The organism is Shinella sp. 20P9.1.1, assembly GCF_057798995.1.
This window is the reverse complement of the sequence record NZ_JBYOLC010000011.1, coordinates 119,989-136,515: the sequence shown is the minus strand read 5'-3', so window position 1 is coordinate 136,515 and position 16,527 is coordinate 119,989. Positions and strand designations below refer to the sequence as shown.

21 protein-coding genes and 2 tRNA genes are annotated in these 16,527 nt (G+C 59.1%); 8 read left to right on the top strand and 15 right to left on the bottom strand.

The genetic code is table 11. The features are described 5' to 3' along the window. Positions 1-15: 15 nt before the first annotated feature. The 3 genes from AC27VQ_RS19155 to AC27VQ_RS19145 form a co-directional block, all read right to left on the bottom strand. Entirely contained in the window at positions 16-708 is a 693-nt protein-coding gene (locus AC27VQ_RS19155; protein WP_488717527.1) for a hypothetical protein, read from the bottom strand. A 61-nt stretch (positions 709-769) separates the two neighbouring features. Beyond that, a complete protein-coding gene (locus AC27VQ_RS19150; RefSeq protein ID WP_488717526.1) occupies positions 770-919 on the bottom strand; it encodes a hypothetical protein in 150 nt (49 codons plus the stop codon). 400 nt (positions 920-1,319) lie between these two features. Next, positions 1,320-1,556 carry a hypothetical protein gene (locus tag AC27VQ_RS19145; RefSeq protein WP_488717525.1) on the bottom strand — a complete coding sequence of 79 codons (237 nt, stop codon included), beginning with the start codon at positions 1,554-1,556 and terminating at the stop codon, positions 1,320-1,322. Positions 1,557-1,888: 332 nt separating this feature from the next. On the opposite strand from AC27VQ_RS19145, the gene AC27VQ_RS19140 reads away from it, so the two are divergent. Further along, positions 1,889-2,071: a hypothetical protein gene (locus tag AC27VQ_RS19140; RefSeq protein ID WP_488717524.1), complete on the top strand. Its 183-nt coding sequence runs from the start codon at positions 1,889-1,891 to the stop codon at positions 2,069-2,071. Positions 2,072-2,238: 167 nt separating this feature from the next. Here AC27VQ_RS19140 and AC27VQ_RS19135 read toward each other — a convergent pair whose 3' ends face one another. The 5 genes from AC27VQ_RS19135 to AC27VQ_RS19115 form a co-directional block, all read right to left on the bottom strand. After that, a complete protein-coding gene (locus AC27VQ_RS19135; protein ID WP_488717523.1) occupies positions 2,239-2,415 on the bottom strand; it encodes a hypothetical protein in 177 nt (58 codons plus the stop codon). Then, positions 2,412-2,747 (bottom strand): hypothetical protein, encoded by a 336-nt coding sequence (locus AC27VQ_RS19130; RefSeq protein ID WP_488717522.1) that lies wholly within the window; start codon positions 2,745-2,747, stop codon positions 2,412-2,414. Before AC27VQ_RS19130 ends, AC27VQ_RS19135 begins: the two co-directional genes overlap by 4 nt. Before the next feature lie 14 nt (positions 2,748-2,761). Then, on the bottom strand, positions 2,762-2,938 hold the full coding sequence (locus tag AC27VQ_RS19125; protein ID WP_488717521.1) for a hypothetical protein: 177 nt from the start codon (positions 2,936-2,938) through the stop codon (positions 2,762-2,764). 93 nt (positions 2,939-3,031) lie between these two features. Further along, positions 3,032-4,402, bottom strand: coding sequence for a hypothetical protein (locus AC27VQ_RS19120; protein WP_488717520.1), 1,371 nt, complete (start codon positions 4,400-4,402; stop codon positions 3,032-3,034). Positions 4,403-4,827: 425 nt separating this feature from the next. Next, positions 4,828-4,902: transfer RNA gene (locus AC27VQ_RS19115), tRNA-Asn, on the bottom strand. A gap of 184 nt (positions 4,903-5,086) precedes the next feature. On the opposite strand from AC27VQ_RS19115, the gene AC27VQ_RS19110 reads away from it, so the two are divergent. Both AC27VQ_RS19110 and AC27VQ_RS19105 read left to right on the top strand, forming a co-directional pair. Next, a complete protein-coding gene (locus AC27VQ_RS19110) occupies positions 5,087-5,371 on the top strand; it encodes a hypothetical protein (protein WP_313528269.1) in 285 nt (94 codons plus the stop codon). Between the two features lie 76 nt (positions 5,372-5,447). Continuing rightward, a complete protein-coding gene (locus tag AC27VQ_RS19105) occupies positions 5,448-5,912 on the top strand; it encodes a DUF2938 domain-containing protein (RefSeq protein WP_488717519.1) in 465 nt (154 codons plus the stop codon). Between the two features lie 44 nt (positions 5,913-5,956). Here the strand turns inward: AC27VQ_RS19105 and AC27VQ_RS19100 are convergent, their stop codons facing one another. The 3 genes from AC27VQ_RS19100 to AC27VQ_RS19090 all read right to left on the bottom strand — a co-directional run bounded on the left by AC27VQ_RS19100 (position 5,957) and on the right by AC27VQ_RS19090 (position 7,319). Beyond that, positions 5,957-6,280, bottom strand: a complete 324-nt coding sequence (locus tag AC27VQ_RS19100; RefSeq protein ID WP_421593069.1) for an RcnB family protein — start codon at positions 6,278-6,280, stop codon at positions 5,957-5,959. A 146-nt stretch (positions 6,281-6,426) separates the two neighbouring features. Then, entirely contained in the window at positions 6,427-6,690 is a 264-nt protein-coding gene (locus AC27VQ_RS19095) for a hypothetical protein (RefSeq protein WP_313528263.1), read from the bottom strand. An 80-nt stretch (positions 6,691-6,770) separates the two neighbouring features. Further along, positions 6,771-7,319: a hypothetical protein gene (locus AC27VQ_RS19090; protein ID WP_488717518.1), complete on the bottom strand. Its 549-nt coding sequence runs from the start codon at positions 7,317-7,319 to the stop codon at positions 6,771-6,773. 131 nt (positions 7,320-7,450) lie between these two features. On the opposite strand from AC27VQ_RS19090, the gene AC27VQ_RS19085 reads away from it, so the two are divergent. Then, entirely contained in the window at positions 7,451-7,615 is a 165-nt protein-coding gene (locus tag AC27VQ_RS19085) for a hypothetical protein (RefSeq protein WP_488717517.1), read from the top strand. A gap of 2 nt (positions 7,616-7,617) precedes the next feature. Here AC27VQ_RS19085 and AC27VQ_RS19080 read toward each other — a convergent pair whose 3' ends face one another. The 4 genes from AC27VQ_RS19080 to exbB all read right to left on the bottom strand — a co-directional run bounded on the left by AC27VQ_RS19080 (position 7,618) and on the right by exbB (position 9,714). Next, the gene (locus AC27VQ_RS19080) at positions 7,618-7,785 is read right to left on the bottom strand and encodes a hypothetical protein (protein ID WP_488717516.1); all 168 of its coding nucleotides are present in this window, start codon (positions 7,783-7,785) and stop codon (positions 7,618-7,620) included. Between the two features lie 251 nt (positions 7,786-8,036). Next, a tRNA-Cys gene (locus tag AC27VQ_RS19075) sits at positions 8,037-8,110 on the bottom strand. 130 nt (positions 8,111-8,240) lie between these two features. Next, positions 8,241-8,669 (bottom strand): TonB system transport protein ExbD, encoded by a 429-nt coding sequence (exbD, locus tag AC27VQ_RS19070; RefSeq protein WP_488717515.1) that lies wholly within the window; start codon positions 8,667-8,669, stop codon positions 8,241-8,243. A gap of 4 nt (positions 8,670-8,673) precedes the next feature. Further along, positions 8,674-9,714 carry a tonB-system energizer ExbB gene (gene exbB / locus AC27VQ_RS19065; RefSeq protein ID WP_488717514.1) on the bottom strand — a complete coding sequence of 347 codons (1,041 nt, stop codon included), beginning with the start codon at positions 9,712-9,714 and terminating at the stop codon, positions 8,674-8,676. Between the two features lie 329 nt (positions 9,715-10,043). Between exbB and AC27VQ_RS19060 the strand changes: the two genes are divergently transcribed. From AC27VQ_RS19060 to AC27VQ_RS19045, 4 genes are all read left to right on the top strand, one after another. Next, positions 10,044-10,694: a protein-L-isoaspartate O-methyltransferase family protein gene (locus AC27VQ_RS19060; protein ID WP_488717593.1), complete on the top strand. Its 651-nt coding sequence runs from the start codon at positions 10,044-10,046 to the stop codon at positions 10,692-10,694. A gap of 258 nt (positions 10,695-10,952) precedes the next feature. After that, positions 10,953-12,335 carry a TolC family outer membrane protein gene (locus AC27VQ_RS19055; RefSeq protein ID WP_488717513.1) on the top strand — a complete coding sequence of 461 codons (1,383 nt, stop codon included), beginning with the start codon at positions 10,953-10,955 and terminating at the stop codon, positions 12,333-12,335. A gap of 161 nt (positions 12,336-12,496) precedes the next feature. Next, positions 12,497-13,279 carry a PopZ family protein gene (locus AC27VQ_RS19050; RefSeq protein ID WP_488717512.1) on the top strand — a complete coding sequence of 261 codons (783 nt, stop codon included), beginning with the start codon at positions 12,497-12,499 and terminating at the stop codon, positions 13,277-13,279. 136 nt (positions 13,280-13,415) lie between these two features. Further along, positions 13,416-16,343 carry a valine--tRNA ligase gene (locus AC27VQ_RS19045; RefSeq protein ID WP_488717511.1) on the top strand — a complete coding sequence of 976 codons (2,928 nt, stop codon included), beginning with the start codon at positions 13,416-13,418 and terminating at the stop codon, positions 16,341-16,343. Positions 16,344-16,527: the final 184 nt, after the last annotated feature.

The following is a 16,527-nucleotide window of genomic DNA, read 5'->3' as shown; positions in this document are numbered from 1 at the left end:
TGTCCCTTTCGTCATTCAAGCCTTGGCGGCGTTCTCGGCTTCCCGGTGCTTATTCACCTCATCCGGATAGGTCGCATTGACGTAAGCTTCCGCTTCCGCCCACCGCTCGGGCTTGGGAAGCGGCGGAACTTTCTCTGAAGCCATGATGGTAGCTTCGTCATGCGAGTAGCCTTCAGCAAGAAACTGTTTGCGCAATTCCCGTTCCTTACGGTTCCGCATAAACGGCGAGTGCTGAATGAAGTGTGCGTACGTATTGAATTCCGCGAAACGAATTGCACGCTTCTCGACTGTCTTACGACGGCTGTTTGCAAGATCGGCAATGTCATCCGTCACGGCTCGCATGAGGCGGTAAGCCTGACTTGTAACGCGGCGTTGGTGTTCAGAAGGTACTAAAAAGCCGTTTGGATAGATGGAGCAGGTAGCACCCTTAAGAACGTCGCCCGCAATTTCGCCCATGCGAACTTTCAATGCCTCTGCAATCGGGCGTGCCTCACGGCGGATTGTGTATTTTACCGGGTTTGCTTCCTTCTCTGCGAGAATTTTTGGTGAAGCCCAAACAAGGCCCGGGCAATATATTTCGAGTTCCAAAAATTCCTCAACAGTCTCAGCCGGTACGGCGACGATGTTGACCATTGCGAACAGTTCGCCGTCCTTTAGAACGGTATCGAAGGTGTGTGGATAGACGATGAATTCGAGTTTGTTTGACATGGTTTGGTTCTCCTTTTGATAGGAGTATTTATTGCCGTGTCGAATTCGTCATGGGAGTATATCAGCCGCCGTACATCATGCCGCCGACGATTGCGAACGGCAGGAGGAAGATAAGAGCGAGCAGGAATACGGCAAAGATGCCGAGACCACCCTTGCCGCGTACTTCGAAAAGCTCACGGAATTTGAAGTGGATTTCGTTGGGTTCTTTCATGGCAGCGGTCCTTTCACCAAAAGAAAAATGGTTTTTGGACTGCTTCTGCTTCGCAGTATGGATCAGTTTTTTCTAAAGGCAATCAGATGTTTCGCTACGCCTCATTGTTGTGATTTTGTGTCATTTATGCCACAGTCAACGCGGCTGCATAGAGAACACCCACGAGTTAGCCCCTTTCGCGCCGCATCCCATGCACCGCAGGGCAGGGCGCAAGTCCGCCACATAGCGGTGCTTGCCGAGCCGTGCCGCCAAATCCCAACGGTCTACCGCGCCTTCCCGAGAACATTTCGCACATCTTCCACCGAGTTCAATCCCTTGCAGAAGATCGCCCAACGTGGCGCGCTGCCCATTCAGGTAGGCCTCTAAGTCCATCCATTGGCGGCGGTCCCGGCTCGCCATGTTACGGCACCACGATCCGGCAGAGCAGCCGGTTGCCACGGCGATTGCCGCACAGCCCGCACTTCAGCTTGTGGCGGACGTTGATCATGAACACGTCTCTGCCGATGGTCCGCAGAAGCCAATTGCGGTGGACGCGGACACGATGACCGCACACAACGCATTTAGCCGCCAGTTGCATGTATTCGGGTACGCGCGGCGGCGTGAGATACAGGCCCCGGTCGTAGTCGGCGTAGTCCATCCAGTCTGTAGGGTGCGGCAGCATGTTCCTGTTATGTTCTGGTCATGGATGGGAGTCAACGGAGTCGATGCAGGGACCGGCTTTGTCCGCTACCGTACGAGCATCGCACCGGTCGTTTTTCTGACCAAATGGTGGTGCGTAGGTTTGCCATCGTCGGAACCAATCTCAAGCCCCAGCCCTGAGGTTCCGGTGGTGAGAGCCGGGATGCTGCAAAGTGTCCCGGCTTTTTGTCACCAACGCTTTGAGTTAGTAAGCGCTAATTCAACCACGTATTGACCTTGTGGCAATGGCGGGCTGTAATGGCTTGGTCTTCATCATCAGGAGTGCCGTGAATGTCCGAACCTCAGCCGGAAATCAAAATCGTCAATGGCTATGAGATTTTCGAGAACCCGCCGGGGCACTTCATGGTGATGACCAGCGAAGGCGCTGTGATCGACGTGAAGTTTCCGACGTTCGAAGGCGCTTCCGACTATGCCAAGACCTTGCCGCCCGGTCCTCGTCGCAGCCCGTTCTAATTCTGAGATAAACGCGATTTTATATTCAGCGGAACGTGCCGAAGTACCGGTTCGCCAAAATAGCGCAAATTCGGTTTCTGAATGCCCTGATTCTCAGGCGGTTGCGAAGGGCATATTGAAATGAAGAGACCCGGCACCTTGCGGAAACCGGGTCTTTTTGTGTTGGGTCATAGCGGCTTCAGCGGCTCTTGCCCCTGCGATATGAGGGCGGCATTCACAGCGTTCGTGTAAGCCGCGTATTCCCGTTCCATCTTGCGTAGCTCGCTGCCGTGCCCGAGCCGGTAGCCGATGTACAGAGCGATGAGCACGAGTGCAGCGGCACTAAGGCTAATAGTGAGGGTCATTTCTGCTTCACTCCCCTCAACAATGCGGTCATCGCTTCGTCTATAAACTTTTCAGCGAGTAAGAGGTCGCTGATACCGTCACGCTCGAATTGCTGTCCCTCAGTTGTCAGATAGCCAACTTCGCGAGACATCTCAAAAAGTTTGCGCGCAGACTCGGCTTTGTTTGCACCCTTCAGGGCTGGAGCAGCAGCGCCTTTGATGTCACCATGAAAGGTGTCCCCTAAGATGGCTTGCGAGTGTTGGAACGCGCTTTTGGCACGATCAATCTTGTACTGAAGCATTCGGTCAAAGATTTTATTTCGGTCAACGACCGTGGTCGCAATTTTTGTCATTGTCTCTCTCTGTCTTAGTCGAGTAGCGAGACCGCCTCTGCGATCCGCTTTTTCGTTTGTGCGTGCTTCAGTGCGACTGCATTGTGCCCGTTTGCCTTCAGCGCGCGGATGAGTTTGTCGTAGTCTCGGAAGAAATCTGCGCGGATGCGCTTGTTTTCAACGAGATTGTCGAATGTATATTTCGACTTCATATTCCATGTTCCTTATCGGAAACATGGCTTTTTCATAATGTAGAGGGGCTTTCGCCTTTCGCGGTTCAGCCAATGTCCTTGTTTGTGTTAATGTTAGTATGCGGTTCTTGGTAGAATTTGTTTGAGGGTGTCGAGTTTCACAGCGAGAGGAACTTCGTCTCCGTAGTAGTTCTGCATGCCTTCACCCGACCAACCCATAATCGAGACTTTGATAGTGTCTTCGATGTGCCGGTGGACGCCACCCACGACGTATCCACCCTTCATCAGGTTAGCCATTCGGTGGCGATAACCGTACGTCGTTGCGTCTTCCGCCACTGCCTGCATTAGCTTGTTGGCGGCGGCAGACAGCGCTTCAGCACCGTTGTCGCGGCAGTAGCGCGGGAAACCGGCAGGGAAGCGCTTCAGGGCGTCCAACGCGATGCCGACGACTGGAACCTTTCGAATACGGCTATCAGTCTTCAGCAAGCTTCTGTGTTCGTTTGGCTGAAGACAGATGTGCGGGATAGGATCGTCAAGGCGGATATCGTCGGCGGTGAGCAGGACGATTTCCTTTGCATGCGCGCCCGTGTTCTCAATGACCGCCATGATAGCAACCAGTTCGTCATTCGCGCCGACTTCTTCATAATGTTTACGAATGGCGACGGTTTCCGGTTCCGTGATGACCCTGCGCTTCTCTTCATCGCCAATGCCCTTGATTGGGCGTAGGTTTTCGAAGGGGGACTCCTTCAAGCCTTCAAGATCGTAAACATGCCGCACGATCTGACGGGGCCACATGAGTTTCTTGCGAACGGTATCGACCTTCCAAGGTTTCTGATTCCCATCAGCGTTCTGATGCTTCGAAGCCTTGTTCTTGACGCGCTTAAGAAGCCCGTCGCGGAAGTCGTAAACATCGCGCTTGGACAGTTTCATGATGTCCACTTGCGTGCCCATGATGCTCTCGAATTCTTTTACAGAGTTCGTGAATTTGTTGAGGATTTTTTGCCGCTGTCGATGCCCGTTCTGCGACCATTCGTGATCCATGTGCTTCGCAAAATCTTCCCACGCTTGCCGCATTGTCATGGCTGGTGGTTCAGCCGTTCCGCCTATGGTCGCAATTAACTGCGGGTCCGGGTTGGCAAGGTCACTGAGAAGCTCCAACCCGGGACCGATGATCGCCACACACTCTTCGAGGTCAGCGGAAACCTGCTGATCGACGTGGCGGTAAGTCAGACCGAGCGACCTCGCACGTTCTTTCAGAGCTTGAACTGAGTGATCGACAGAAGCGACCAAGCCGTTCAGAAGGTTCGTGTAATATTCCGTCCATTCCGCGACCTTGATCAGAGCTTCATGCGGCAACAATTTTCCTAAGCTATGAATCCATTCAGTTTTTCCGTTGAAATCCACCCGGCGCTTCTTCGGTATAATCCGCCTGAAATAGTAAGTGTCGTCCTTCAAAAATAGATAGGGCGTGGAAGCCTTACGCATCTGCCTTCTTCCTTCAGATTTGCAAAACGCACAGCTTCTCAGCCGGGATGTGAATGCATCCGCGCCTTGTGCGTCTAATTGATGATATTCTTTTCGGCGTAATCAGTCCGCCACTATCGAAAATCGGCGTCTGACCGCGATCTTAATCGCACAGATTTGACGATGTCTCAAGAGAAAATTTCTTATTACATCACGCTAAGAAGTTGAAATCAAAACAAGTTTTCAAAGTATGCTTTGATTCACTTTCAGTATTGTTGCGATGTACTCGCGCGGAACGACGTGCAAGCTGCCGCGTTTGGCAGAATGTATGCTGAGAATGTATATTGGAGCGTTTTGGAGACTGATGTCTGTGGTCGGAAAGGGTGCTAACCCATTGATTTCCAACGGAAAAGACCCTCTGCATTTCTACAGAGGGTCTTTGAAACTGGCTCCCCGGGCCGGATTCGAACCGGCGACCTGTCGATTAACAGTCGAATGCTCTACCGCTGAGCTACCAGGGATCATCCGCTCGCTGCTGTTTCCAGCTGCTCGCTGCGGAGTGAGCGCGTAATACAAATGCTGGATCGATTTGCCAAGCGCTTTTTGACAAAAAAATGTATCGGGCTTGATTGATTGTGGACAAGTCTCCAACTGGAAGGGAGACGATGCCCGGAAAACCGGGCTTTTTAGCGAAACGAGCAATGCATGACGACGAAAAAAAACGACATGAAATTTGGCATCGACCCCCGTACCAAAGAGATCGTCGTCGGTTCCTTGCGCCTGAAGCTGCCGGAATCGCGCTGGCTGCGCACATTGATCGGCGTGCTCCTGGTCTTCGGCGGCATTCTCGGCTTTCTGCCAGTGCTCGGATTCTGGATGGTGCCGCTTGGTCTTCTCGTGCTTTCGCATGATTCCCACTTTGTCCGTCGCCAGCGCCGTCGTCTTGCCGTCTGGTGGGCGACCCGGAAAGCGCGTCGCAACGCGCGCTGATCCCGCCTTGCATCGATCCTAAGGTCCTGCTCTAACCCGATGGATATCGGGCGAGGGGAAGCATATGGAATTGCTGATGAAAGGCGCTGTGATCGGGTTTGGTGCGACGGTGCTGATGGATTTCTGGGCCGTCTTTCTCTGGAAGGCCTTCCGACAGTCGAGGCCAAACTGGGCGCCGGTCGGCCGCTGGGTCTGGCACTTGAAGAACGGCACCGTCTTCCACGACAACATTGCTTCCGCCGAACCCTATGCGCATGAGCAGGCGCTTGGCTGGATCTTCCACTATGCGGTGGGCATTCTCTACGGCGTCATCCTGGCCGTGTGGGTCGGAGCATCCTGGTTTGCCGTGCCGACGTTTCTGCCGGCCTGGGTTCTCGGCATCGTGACGGTTGGCGCAGGTTGGTTTCTGCTGCAGCCGGGGCTCGGCGTCGGTATTGCAGCCTCGAAGCTTCCCAATGCCGATACGGTGCGCATTCTCAATCTAGTGTCCCACACCGTCTTCGCGCTGGGACTTTATGGAACGGCGCTTCTCATCCGCTGAGAAAAACAACGCCACCGCAGGAAATCCTGCGGTGGCGTTTCGATTTAGCGGGCCGCGGCGACGCCCAGGATGAGGCCGGTGGCGACGCTCATCAGAAGGTAGGAGTTGTCCACCTTCACCCATTGCTGGCCGCGAGAGGGCTTGCGCAAGCCGTGACGGTGGTAATCACGCACAGTCGGGCGGCCCTTCCAGTCGGAATAGCGCTCGCCCTTGCGCCAGGTGTGGCGCTTGACGATCACCTTCTTCTTCATGGTGTGAGTATAGCCGGGCTTGCGGTCGTGACCATAGTGCTGCTGGGCCTGTGCCATCGGTGCGGCGGCGAAGGAGAGGGCAACGGCGGCGAGAAGGGTGCGGGTAAACAGTTTCATCGGTTCGTTCCTCGTTGTCGATGAGAGAAACCTAGGCCCGGCGCGATGAACCAAAACTGAACGGTGTGGTTACAATTCTGTAATGAAAGCAGATGCTTATTCGGCGATTTAAAGTGCCGATGGCATGGGCGCAGGAGGGCATGCGCCTAGTGGGTGGAGGGCACGTCGTCCTCTTCCAGGAAGGAATGGATACCGTCGCGGGCCACGGTGGCCAGAAATTCGTCGAAGGCTTCCCGATCGGTCGCAAAGGGGGCGTCCCATTCGAACAGGTCTTCGTTCTGCGTCACCACTTCCAGCCGCCAGTCCTGCTGGGTGCCGGCCGGCCGGTAGATATCGACGAGAACCGTGACGTCATCCTCAGTAAATTCGCCGGAGAGTTCGGAATGCTCGATTTGCGGTTTCTTCGCCATGGGTGGTCCCGTTAAATGTGTCTGAGCCGGCATATGCGCATGGCTGCGCGCATGCGCAAGGGCCGCATCATGGTCTGGGGTCAATTCCCGCGGATGCGGACACACGCATCCCGCCACTGCATCAGCTTTTCCCCATCGCCCTTTTGCGGGGCAAGCGAATAGGCCATGCCGGCGATGGTGATCGCGGCCCCTTCGCTGTTTTCCTTGGACAGGGTATCGAGCAGGGGGGCGGTGTCATAGCTGCCGAGGCTGAGCATCCAGCCGCCATCCATCTCGTTGGCATCGACATGTATCATCGAGATCGGCAGATCGACTTTCTTGCCGCCGGCCGAAAGCGGCACGTTCGCATAGGTCGCGCCGGCGAACGCCTTGATCAGATCGACCGCCATCGTCTCCACCGGCCCGGTGAGAATGCTGATCTGCAGGGGCGGTGTCTGAGCGGGATCACAGGAAATGCTGTAGGCCACGCATTCAGAGACTTCCTCGCCGGTGCACGGGCTGAAGGTAAGATGCGCGGCCGGCTGCTCCTCGTTCTCGTAGAAATAGGCGTGGAATTCCTCGCTGCGTGCCGGTGCCAGGCCGAGGAAGGGCACGGCGAGGATGCCGGCAAGACGTAATGCGAACCTCATGAGACCCTCCCTGTCGATGACGAGCCACAGAGTCGGCACAGCGGACACCTTGTCCGCTGTGCTCAGCCCGCTGGCCACCCGAGTATCCGAGTATCCAGAGCGTTTGTCGACGGTTTCGTGGTGGAGGTCGGGTGGTTTCGCGTGAAACTTCGCCCCATGGCAATGGCAGCAATCCGCAGGCGGTCCTCAACCGCGTCGCGCTCGGCCAGCACAGTGCGGATGGCCTCAAGCGCATCCCAGTCATGAAGAGCCAGGACAGCCATGGCTTCGTCTTTCGTTTGCTCATGCGATTGTAGGATCATTGTAGGCGCAGCTCCAACTGCTTCTTGCTTTTGAGAACATAGAAGGGGCGAGGCGCAGCCTGCATCTTCTGAAGGCGTTCCGCGCGTTCCTCTGCCAATTTCTCACGCCATGCGCGCGATTCTGCGACGACGGCAAGGGCTCTTGCTACACTATCAGTCTGCATAACAACCTCCGTTTTGTTCTCTCTATGTTCTCTTTTTTGGTTGAGAGAGTCAACGGGGATTTATGAAATTAATCCTAGCCGGGGGAATGGTAGGCAGGCAGAGAGAGGGAGTTAAGTCGCTCAACGACGGAGGAATTGGGAACCGATTGCCACACCTAATTTTGGTGTGGCGGAACGGTTGGCGCCCATACTGCCACACCTTCGGAAATCCGCTGGAGTTTCAGTACATTGGAAATCCGAAGGGAAGGGGATGGAGGCCTCGCCGAGAATCGAACTCGGGTGCAAGGATTTGCAGTCCTCTGCGTCACCACTCCGCCACGAGGCCATCCGTTTGCTATAAAGCGTGTGGTGACGGGCGTTTAGAACGAATTCAGACAGGGTGCAAGGGGCTATGCTGTCGATTGTTGCGCTTTTTTGTGGGCAGACGGCGCGCCCGTGTGGCGCGCCGTACCGCTTTATTGTGCCGGAGCGCCTTCGAGACCGACAAGCGCGATCTTGGCGTAACCCGCGCCGCGCAGGAGGTTCATGACATCCATGACGCTGCCGTAGTCCACGGCCTTGTCGGCGCGCAGCAGGATACGGGTGTCCTTATTGCCTTCCGTTACGGCATCGAGTTCCGGGCCGAAATTGGCGCGGCCGATCTCGCCATTGCCGATAGAGACCGTCAGGTCCTTCTTCAGCGTCATGAAGACCGGCTTGTCCTCGCGTGGCGTCGGCTGAGCGACGGAGGAGGGCAGGTCGACATTGATATCGACGGTGGCGAGCGGTGCGGCCACCATGAAGATGATGAGCAGAACCAGCATGACGTCGATGAATGGCGTCACGTTGATTTCGCTGTTCTCCTCGAGGTCGTCACCGCCGCCTTCCTTGATCTTGCTGGCCATGACGTCACCCGAGCTTCACGACGGCGGCGCCGGCACGCTCGTTGCGCTGGGCGGCGGGATGACGGACGGCGCGGCGCACGTCGAGGTCACGGCTGGCGAGACGCTCGATCGCGGCCGAGGCGTCGGCGAGGTTCTGGCGGTAGCCGGTGATGGCACGGGCCAGGACGTTATAGATCACGACGGCGGGAATGGCGGCCACGAGGCCGATGGCAGTGGCGAGCAGCGCTTCGGCGATACCGGGGGCGACGATAGCGAGGTTGGTCGTCTGCGCCTTCGAGATGCTGATAAAGGAGTTCATGATACCCCAGACGGTGCCGAACAGACCGACGAAGGGTGCCGTAGAACCGATGGTGGCGAGCAGGCCCGTGCCCTTGGCGATGCGGCGGCCGCCATGCACCTCCATGCGGCCGAGGCGCGAGGCGATGCGTTCCTTCACGCCGCCATCGGAGACGTGGTCGAGCACGGTCTCGGAGGCTTCCATCTCTTCACGCGCGGCGCGCGTCATGCGGGCGACGAGGCCACGATTGCGGCCGAGCGCCTGTTCGCCGTCCTCAAGTCCGCGCGCGGCAATGAGGCGGCGCACGGCGTGGCTGGCGGAACGCTGCGCGGCGCCGAGCTCGGCGATCTTGACGAGCAGTACAGTCCAGGTGACGACGGAGGCGAAGGCGAGGCCGATCATCACGCCCTTCACGACGATATCGGCCGCCATGAACATGCCCCAGGGGGAAAGATCATGCGGCAGGCCGGCCTGGCGTGCCTCGGCGGCATCGTCGACCGCGTCGAGTTCCGTCGCGTCCTCATCAGCCGCTATCGTGTCGGCGCCGCCTTCGGTTGCGGTCGGGCGCGACGTCGTTTCGGTCGTCGTCGTACCCGTGCCCGTTGCGGTAGGCTGGGCCTCGCTGGACTGGGTCTGCGTGGATTGGCCGGCAATCGGCTGGCTGTCCGTCTGGACCGTGGGTGTCTCCTGGGTCTGCGCCGAAACGGCGTAAGGAGCGGCAAGCGCCACCAGGATCATCGCGAAGTGCAGTCGAGACCGTTTCAGCACGGCGTATTCCTCTTGTATATCTTAACTTTTAAACGGAGCCCGCTCAGGGAAGGGGCATTGGCGCGGGCGCAAGCGCGTCGCTAAAACCTGACTGTTCAATACGACATTATGCCCCGGACAGGCAATAATATGTTGAGTAATTAATTCATGATAACGCGGGCACGCTGAGGCGCATCCAGCAAAGGGCGATACGGTCGGTGGTTTTTGCGCGCAATCGGAAGGCGCCTATGGACACCCGGCCTGAAACCGCACTAAGAGAATTGCGATGCATCCGGCAGCGGGCCGGGCCTTTGCGCCGGTCTCGCCGTTTTATTCAAGGGCTAGAGATGATTGACTACAAAGCAGCGCGCACGAAGATGGTGGACAACCAGATCCGTACGACGGACGTGACGTCGCACGAGGTGCTCGACGCCTTCCTGACCGTCGCGCGCGAAGAGTTCGTGCCCGCGGCGGCAAAGCCGCTCGCCTATATCGATAACGACATTCAGCTTGTCCCCGGCCGCTTCCTGATGGAGCCGTCGCCGCTCGCCAAGCTGATCCAGCTCGCCGAAATCGCAAGCAGTGACATCGTTCTCGAAGTCGGCTGCGGCACCGGCTACGCCTCGGCGATCCTGTCGCGCCTCGGCAGCTCGGTCGTGGCGCTGGAAAGCGACACCGACCTTGCCGCAACGGCAACGGAAACGCTGTCCCGCCTCGGCTACGACAATGTCGCCGTCGTCACGGGTGATCTCGAAGCCGGCTATGCGGCCGAAGCACCCTATGACGTGATCTTCGTGCATGGTGCGGTCGAGTTCGTTCCGGCAGCCCTTTTCACGCAGTTGCGCGATGGGGGCCGCATGGTCGTCGTCGAAGGCTACGGAAATGCCTCGCAGGCCCGCATCTATATCAAGGAAAGCGGCCATGTTGCCGAGCGCAACGTGTTCAACACGGCCGTCAAGCCGCTGCCGGGCTTCCGCAAGGCGAAAGAATTCGTCTTCTAAGACGGCTTAGCCGCCAGAGACAGGAAAGGCCTGCTTTTGTTGCGCTTTGGCAACGGGCCTTTCCTATTGTCGCTGCCGGACCCGAGGGGACTGGCGCGATCCCTGTTTCCCAAGCAACTTAAAGGCACTATTGGCAAGCGGTGCGAGACCGCCGGAAACGGTGTTCGCATGCCGAAGGGCGTGCGCGGCTCTTCGTGGGTCAAAGTGTATCAAAGGGCGGCTCAGTGGCGGGTCGATCCAGGATCGGAGTTTTGTACTGTGTCCATTCTTCGTCGAACCGCCCTTGCCGTTGCGCTCGCCTCCGCTGCCTTCATCCTGCCACAGCGCGCAGGCGCCGAAACGCTGGCGGGTGCGATGGCCAAGGCCTATGAGAACAATCCCGACCTGAACGCCGCCCGTGCGGCCCTGCGCGCCATCGACGAGAACGTGACCATCGCCAAGGCTGGCTATCGGCCGCGCATCAGCGCGGTCTCGGAATACGAGGTCACAGGCACCAAACTGGACAAGCGCCCGTTCTTCGGCCAACAGAAGACCAAGCAGCTCACCTCCAGTCACGGCATCACCGTCACGCAGCAGATTTTCGATGGTTTCCAGACATTGAACCGGGTGAAGGCGGCGGAGCTGAACGTTCTGGCAAGCCGCGAGCAGCTGCGCGCCAACGAGATTTCCATCCTGCTGGCGGCCGTCGAATCTTACGCCAATATCGCGCGCGACCAGCAGGTCGTCTCCATCCGCAAGCAGAACCTCGCCTTCTTGAATGAGCAGCTCAACGCCGCCAATGCCCGCCTCGATGTCGGCGAGGGCACGCGCACCGACGTTAGCCTTGCTCAGGCTGAGCTTGCCGCCGCCAAGGCTCTTCTGACGGCGGCCGTTTCCCAGCTCAAGCAGAGCGAGGCGGCCTATGTGCAGATCGTCGGCGTTGCGCCGTCGGGCATCAAGCAGCCGGCTTCGGCAAAGAAGGCCATGCCCGCTTCGCTCGATGCCGCAGTCGCGATGGGCTATCAGGAAAACCCGACCATCCTTTCGGCCATGCGCAGCGCTGATGCGGCCAGCTACAATGTGCGGGTGGCCGAGGGCACGATGCTGCCGGGCGTCTCGCTGCAAGGCGATCTCTACAAGTCCGTGAACAACGAAGCCGGTCCGGCTGATAATCTGACCGGTGCGCTTTCGGCCCGTGTCGTGGTTCCGCTCTATCAGGGTGGCGCGGAATACGGCCAGATCCGCCAGGCCAAGGAACAGCTTGGCCAACGCCAGATCCTCATCGATTCCGCGCGTCTGGAAGTCCAGCGCACCATCGTTTCGGCCCATGCGCAATACGAGGCGTCCGTCGCGGCCATCGGCGCGATCCGCCAGCAGATCGATGCCGCCAACATGGCGCTGAACGGCGTGGTGGAAGAGCGCAATGTCGGGCAGCGCACGACGCTCGACGTCCTGAACGCTCAGCAAAACGTGCTCGACGCGAAGGAAAGCCTCGTCTCCGCCCAACGCGATGCCGTCGTCGCCAGCTATTCTCTGATTGCAGCCATGGGCGCATTGACAGTGCACAGCCAGGGGCTGGAGGTCACCGAATACCGCGCCGAGCGCCATTACGAGAAGGTCAAGGACAAGTGGTTCGGCCTTCGCACGGTCGACAGCAACTAAGCGGAAGCCGCCTTGCCCTTGTGAGGGCAAACAAATCTGTGCATCACTCGTAACACATGATTCGCGGTGATTTAGTTCGCCGCTGAACTCGCCTAGGGTTTTGCGGATGTCCGGCAGGTCTTCGTGCCATGCCGCGGACGCCGCAAAGAACGGGGATAGAAATGGCTCAGCCAAGTGTAGCGCGTGAACCGTCCATGGATGAAATCCTGGCGTCCATCCGCAAGATCATCGAGAACAACGAAGCCCAGCCGGATTTTGCCGCCGACGCGCAGGATGACGACGGCTTCGATATCTCGACCGAACGGGACAGCAGCCTTCTCGACCACCCGTCCGTCGTGGAGCAGTTCCACGTCGAGGAAACCCGTTCCGCCCCGGTCCATTCCATTCCGCGTGTCGAGCCCGTGCAGGCCGCCAGTCAGCCGGCATTGTCGCTGGCCGATGTCGCCGCACGTGTTCGCGCCGCCTCCGAACGCCACGTCGCTGCCAATCGCGAACCGTTGGCCGAGCGCGAAGTGTTCGCCGCCGAGCCGGTCCAGCCGGTTGTCGCACGCGAGGAAAACCCCGTCGTCACGGCGCGTGTGGCCGCCACGGCGAGCCGCTTCACGCCGGTGAACGACACTGTCGAGCCCGTTGCCGAGAAGATCGAGGCTGCAGCACCCCGCAGCGAGTCGACCCCGGCCGCCGTTGCTGAAGCGATCGAAGACAGCCCCGTCAGCCGCGAGATCGCAGCCCTCGTCTCGCCCGCCGTCGGCGAGCGTGTCGCGCAGTCCTTTGGCGCGCTTGCCGAAGCGATCGATGCCGGCCCGCGCCGTTCCTTCGACGCGATTGCCGAGGACATGCTGCGCCCTATGTTGCAGGAATGGCTCGACGACAACCTGCCGACGCTCGTCGAGCGTCTGGTGCGCGAAGAGATCGAACGGGTGGCGCGCGGCCCGCGCCGCTGACCGACGCCGCCATTCTTTTAAAAATGGTTTGAGCCGCGCCGGGCACCCGGCGCGGCTTTTCTTCTGATATTGTTGACTCCATGCCGGCCATCCGGTTTACAAAACCCAACCGATAAACAGCAGGCCACGCACGAAAATGCTTGAAAAAACCTATGATTCCGCAGCGGTCGAGCCGCGCATCGCCAAAACGTGGGAAGAGGCGGATGCCTTCCGCGCCGGCGAGGGCGCAAAGCCCGGCGCCGAGACCTTCACCATCGTGATCCCGCCGCCGAACGTCACGGGCTCGCTGCATATGGGCCATGCGCTCAACAACACGCTGCAGGACATCATGGTCCGCTTCGAGCGCATGCGCGGCAAGGACGTGCTGTGGCAGCCGGGCATGGACCATGCCGGCATCGCGACCCAGATGGTCGTCGAGCGCAAGCTCGCCGCCGAGAAGCTGCCGGGCCGCCGCGAAATGGGCCGTGAGGCCTTCATCGAGAAGGTCTGGGAGTGGAAGGCCGAATCGGGCGGCCTGATCTTCAACCAGCTGAAGCGCCTCGGCGCGTCCTGCGACTGGTCGCGCGAACGCTTCACCATGGATGAGGGCCTATCGGAAGCCGTGCTCGAAGTCTTCGTCTCCCTCTACAAGGAAGGCCTGATCTATCGCGGCAAGCGTCTCGTCAACTGGGATCCGAAATTCGAAACGGCGATTTCCGATCTCGAAGTGGAGAACAAGGAAGCCGACGGCCATATGTGGCACTTCAAGTACCCGCTCGCCGACGGTGCCACCTATACCTATGTCGAGAAGGACGCTGACGGCAACGTCACCTTCCAGGAAGAGCGCGACTATATCTCGATCGCCACCACGCGCCCCGAGACGATGCTGGGCGACGGTGCGGTCGCCGTTCATCCGACCGACGAGCGCTATGCGCCGATCGTCGGCAAGCTCTGCGAAATCCCTGTCGGCCCGAAGGCGCATCGCCGCCTGATCCCGATCATCACCGACGAATATCCGGAGAAGGATTTCGGCTCCGGCGCGGTCAAGATCACCGGCGCGCACGACTTCAACGACTATCAGGTCGCCAAGCGCAACAATATCCCGCTCTATCGCCTGATGGACACGCAGGCCGCCATGCGCGCCGATGGCGAACCCTATGCGGTCTATGCCGCGCAGGCGCTCGAGATCGCCAAGTCCGGCCATGTGCCCGGTGAGGCCGAGGTCGACGACATCAACCTCGTTCCCGACGAATATCGCGGCCTCGACCGCTACGAAGCCCGCAAGCGCATCGTCGATGCCATCAATGCCGAAGGCCTTGCCGTCACCGTCAAGGACGCCGAAGGCAACGACATTCCGTATGTCGAGAACAAGAAAGTCATGCAGCCCTTCGGCGACCGCTCCGGCGTCGTCATCGAGCCGATGCTGACCGACCAGTGGTTCGCCGACGCCAAGACGCTTGCCAAGCCCGCCATCGCTTCCGTTCGCGAAGGCCGCACCAACTTCGTTCCGAAGAACTGGGAAAAGACCTACTTCGAATGGATGGAAAACATCGAGCCCTGGTGCATCTCGCGCCAGCTCTGGTGGGGGCACCAGATCCCGGCCTGGTACGGTCCGGATGGCCAGGTCTTCGTCGAAAAGACCGAGGAGGAGGCGCTGCACGCCGCCATTCAGCATTACATCGCGCATGAAGGTCCGTGGAAGGCCTGGGTCGAGGAGAAGCTGGAGAATTTTGCGCCGGGCGAAATCCTGACGCGTGACGAGGACGTACTCGACACGTGGTTCTCCTCCGCGCTCTGGCCGTTCTCGACGCTCGGCTGGCCGGAAAAGACGCCGGAACTAGCGAAATACTATCAGACCGACGTGCTCGTCACCGGCTTCGACATCATCTTCTTCTGGGTCGCCCGCATGATGATGATGGGCTTGCACTTCATGAAGGATGAACTCGGCAACCCGGTCGAGCCGTTCCACACCGTCTATGTCCACGCGCTCGTGCGTGACAAGAACGGGCAGAAGATGTCGAAGTCCAAGGGCAACGTCATCGACCCGCTCGAGCTGATCGACGAATACGGCGCGGACGCACTGCGCTTCACGCTGGCCGTCATGGCCGCGCAGGGCCGCGACGTGAAGCTCGATCCGGCCCGCATCGCCGGCTATCGCAACTTCGGTACCAAGCTGTGGAACGCCACGCGCTTTGCTGAGATGAACGGCGTCGCCTCCGATCCGAAATTCGTGCCGGAAGCGGCATCGCTGACGATCAACCGCTGGATACTGACGGAACTCGCACGCACCGCGCGCGACGTCACCGAGGCGATCGAGACATACCGCTTCAACGATGCGGCCGGCACGCTCTATCGCTTCATCTGGAACCAGTTCTGCGACTGGTATCTGGAGCTTCTGAAGCCGGTCTTCGCCGGCGACGACGAGGCAGCCAAGGCGGAATCGCAGGCTTGCGCCGCTTATGTTCTGGAAGAGACCTACAAGCTCCTCCACCCGTTCATGCCCTTCATGACGGAGGAGCTGTGGGCGCATACGGCGGGCGAGGGCAAGAGCCGCGACAGCCTGATCTGCCACGCCGAATGGCCGGCACCCGCTTACGGTGACGACGCCGCGGCCGACGAGATCAACTGGCTGATCGACCTCGTATCCGGCATCCGTTCGGTCCGCGCCGAGATGAATGTGCCGCCGAGCGCCACGGCGCCGCTCATCGTCGTCGGTGCGAATGCACTGACCCAGAAGCGGCTTGCAACGCATGACAGCGCGATCCGCCGCCTGGCGCGCGTCTCCGAGATCGGCCTCGAGGATGCGGCCCCCAAGGGCGCGGCGCAGATCGTCGTCAGTGAGGCCACGGCCTGCCTGCCACTCGGCAACCTGATCGATCTCGGCGCCGAAAAGGCCCGCCTCGAAAAGGCGATCGAGAAGGCGAAAGCGGAAGCCGGCCGCATACAGGGCAAGCTTTCGAACGAAAAGTTCGTCGCCAATGCCAAGCCGGAAGTTGTGGAAGCCGAACGCGAGCGCTTCGCGGAGCTGGAGCAACAGCTCGCCAGCCTCGCCGTAGCACTGACACGGGTCAGCGAAGCCGGCTGATTCCACGTATTGCGTGCGAAAACCACTGCAAAGTCGCGCCGATACCCCCGGCGCGGCTTTTTATTCGTATGGTGGCTGCAAAATTTTCATTGTGGTCGAAATGTGACATGACGTCGCGAATGTGGAAAGTTATTCTCCGGTACACGGATTGATGTTTGTCATTTTGGAATTTCGTTCCGTTCAG